General features: G+C 38.5%; 4 protein-coding genes and 1 pseudogene. All 5 read right to left on the reverse strand.

Translation table 11 applies throughout. The features are described from left to right. A pseudogene (locus A7D14_RS17870) lies at positions 1-226 on the reverse strand (IS3 family transposase); the annotation flags it as partial. 20 nt (positions 227-246) lie between these two features. After that, positions 247-513 (reverse strand): transposase, encoded by a 267-nt coding sequence (locus A7D14_RS17875; RefSeq protein WP_062787384.1) that lies wholly within the window; start codon positions 511-513, stop codon positions 247-249. A gap of 191 nt (positions 514-704) precedes the next feature. Further along, the gene (locus A7D14_RS17880) at positions 705-1,301 is read right to left on the reverse strand and encodes a TetR/AcrR family transcriptional regulator (RefSeq protein WP_067037605.1); all 597 of its coding nucleotides are present in this window, start codon (positions 1,299-1,301) and stop codon (positions 705-707) included. Between the two features lie 201 nt (positions 1,302-1,502). After that, the gene (locus tag A7D14_RS17885; RefSeq protein ID WP_067037607.1) at positions 1,503-2,375 is read right to left on the reverse strand and encodes a lysophospholipid acyltransferase family protein; all 873 of its coding nucleotides are present in this window, start codon (positions 2,373-2,375) and stop codon (positions 1,503-1,505) included. 64 nt (positions 2,376-2,439) lie between these two features. After that, a partial coding sequence (locus A7D14_RS17890; protein WP_083158153.1) for a TetR/AcrR family transcriptional regulator occupies positions 2,440-3,041 on the reverse strand: 602 nt, incomplete at its 5' end.

The following is a 3,041-nucleotide window of genomic DNA, read 5'->3' on the forward strand; positions in this document are numbered from 1 at the left end:
CCCGCCTGACCCGCTTCTTGTTCCATTTATGGCCCTCCAGTCTTATCCGCTGATAGTATTTGTCCTGTCCTTCCCTTGGCTTTGCCACGGAAAGTTCCAACAGTTTGTCGATTACCTCACTGTCATCTTTCACAGAGCGGTAATAGTACATCGATTTTGGGAACGTCAATGTCCTGCAGGCCCTGGTGATGCTTACCCTGTAATATTCCCTCAGGTAGGCCACCATGTTTTTCCTCTCACCGGAGCCTACCACTTTTTTGAGAGCACGTCCTTGAGCATCTTGTTGTCAAGGGCCATGTCCGCATACATCTGCTTGAGCTTGCGGTTCTCCTCCTCAAGTTCCTTCAGGCGCTTGAGCTCGAGGCTGTCCATCCCCGAATATCGTTTCTTCCAATTGTAAAATGTGGCCTTGTGGACACCCATCTCCCTACAGATCTGGTCCACTTTGACCCCTGATTCGTACTGCTTGATACAGGATACGATCTGGCTCTCGGTAAACTTGGTTCTCTTCATAATATCTGACTGTTAAAATTAAACTTTTTGTCTAATTCAAACCAGTCCGATTTTTAGGGAGGGTTACACATCCTTTGAAAAATCCGTTGGTATTAGTATATTTTTCGTTGCAGCAAGCATTTATATTTGGTAGTTTTCGCTTCAACCAAATTTACCTTGAAATACTTTTTAACCAAATGACATTTGTCAGTCTATTTTTGGATAAACTTATTGGTGTAATCTTTGGTCACAATACCTTTTATGGTGTTGATTATGAGATGTTGTAGAATCTCTTGCTGGGTATATTTATCAAAAAGACTGGATTTACCAAAAGCGATAGCGTTCAAATTCAAAAAATACAGTTCACAAACCAATCTCAGGTTCACTTCTTTTTGAACAAAACCCGATTTTTGTGCATCGACAAAGAGTTCGTAAATGGTTTTATTTACCAGATCATTTCGAAAGCTATAAAAGAGGTCATAGGCCTTAGGGTAATATTTCTTTAGCCCAAAAAGGAACGTGGGACTGAAATATATTAAATGTTCGAAACCCTTTTTGTATATAAGTATGATTCTTTCCAAAGGATCTGTACAGAAAGCAATCTCAGGTTCTTGAATCTCCCTTGAAAATCTTTGAAGCAGATAGGCCGTACTCTCTTCAACCAATTCTTCTTTTTTGTTAAAATAGTGGTAGATAGTTTTCTTTGATATGCCAAGCTGATTTGCCAACTCATCGAGTGTGAACCGTTTGCTCCCAAATTGAGTGAAGTTTGAGGCGGAGCATGCGACAAGTTCGGATTTACTGATCATTTGGTTAAATTTCTAAGGCAACACAAAGTTTATGAATTTATCACGATAGCGAATATGATAAGGATCACTAAAATAATAAATAGTATTAGGTCGTTAAATCTTTTGTTTCCGTTCTTTAGAGTCAAATATAATTGGTCTTAAATTTCAGCAGGTAAATTCTTGAATAGACAGGACAATGCCAAGAACTTTAAAATTCCATGTTCAGGCACTTAACTTCCACCTTCTATGGCTCCATAGCCAAAGTTCCGGCGATTTCAAGATCACTTTTTCCAACACCCCTGCATATTCTTCTATAATCCTATTGGGTTGTATGGAAACGGGACTGTCCGTTATTAAACTAAAACGTAGTAAATAGTACCCTCTTTTTACTTTTTTAAAAGAAGGGAACAAAACAACTTCGCCGGTTTTTTTGGCAAGCTTTTCGGCCCCAACAAAAAAAGCCGTTTTGCGATTCAAAAAATGGCACCAATGTTTGGCATTGATCCTAACGGGGCTTTGATCACCGATGATACAGTTCATCATAACGACATTCTTTCGTTCAAGGTCTATAATGGTCTTATACCCTTTGGTGGATTCAATGCAATGGACACCAAATCGCTCCCTGATAGTTTTAAATAGGCCATTGAAATAGTGGTTTTTAAGTGGTTTGTAAAAGGTGTTTGATCGGTATGGAAAAAACAGGGGAAGGAATATCAGCCATTCCCAATTACCCTGATGGGCGGTATAAAGCAAAATATTCTTCTTCTCGCTTAAATAACGTTCTACCAGATTCGGATTCTCTATACGCAAACGTTTCATCGCCGACCTTTTACTGATGGTCAATGTCTTAATGGATTCGACAAGTATATCACAGAAATGACGATAAAAGTTCTTTTCGATTTTTCTCCGCGTAATCTGCGGTTTTTGAGGAAAGGATTTTATGATATTCTCCGATACTACATTTCTTCTATACCTCATGAGGTAATAGACCACTACAAACAAGATGTCGGATAACACGTATAGAACAGGCATCGGCAGTGCCGAGATTGCATAAAAAGGCAAATACCTGATTTTGGGCAGCATCTTGTTTTTCATTTTCCAAAAATTATAACTTCACAGGCAACGAATAATAAGTTTCCTCTCTCTAAAGGCCTATCATTTATTTTTTGATTCCTTTCACGAACATGTTCAATGCACTTTCATATTGTTTCTGCAAAAAAGAATACTCAGCTCCCGTAAGATTTATGATGTCTTTTTTAATAATTACATTGTGCCGTAACCCTTGGAATATCGCAATGAACAATTCAGAAAAATAGTCGATATCAAGGTTTTGAAAGTCTCGAGTGGCAATACCTTTTGCCAATATTTTACCTACAAGCAGTATTTCTTCTTTGCGAAAGTTCTCGAATAGCTCGGCGTAAACGGGCTTCAAACTGTTTATGGATTCCAGGCTCAATGAACTGAGGTGTGCAAAATCGCGAAAGTAAATCAGTCTTTTTTCTAGGTAACCATGTAATAGGTCTTCTGCGGGAACACCTGAAGAAAGGAGGCCTTCGAACTCGTTTAAAAGTGTTTTATGCCCTTGACTTACTACTTCTTTAAAGAGTTCTTCTTTATTGGGGAAGTAATAGTATAGCGATGCTTTCGATAGACCTATATCTCCCGCAATCTCTGTCATGGTGGTTTTTTTAAGGCCATAACGGCAAAATCTTTTCTTAGCGGAATCAACTATTGATGAAAAAACTTTGGTGCTTTTAGTAT

The sequence above is a fragment of the Allomuricauda sp. CP2A genome (assembly GCF_001683915.1).
Classification (GTDB): domain Bacteria; phylum Bacteroidota; class Bacteroidia; order Flavobacteriales; family Flavobacteriaceae; genus Flagellimonas.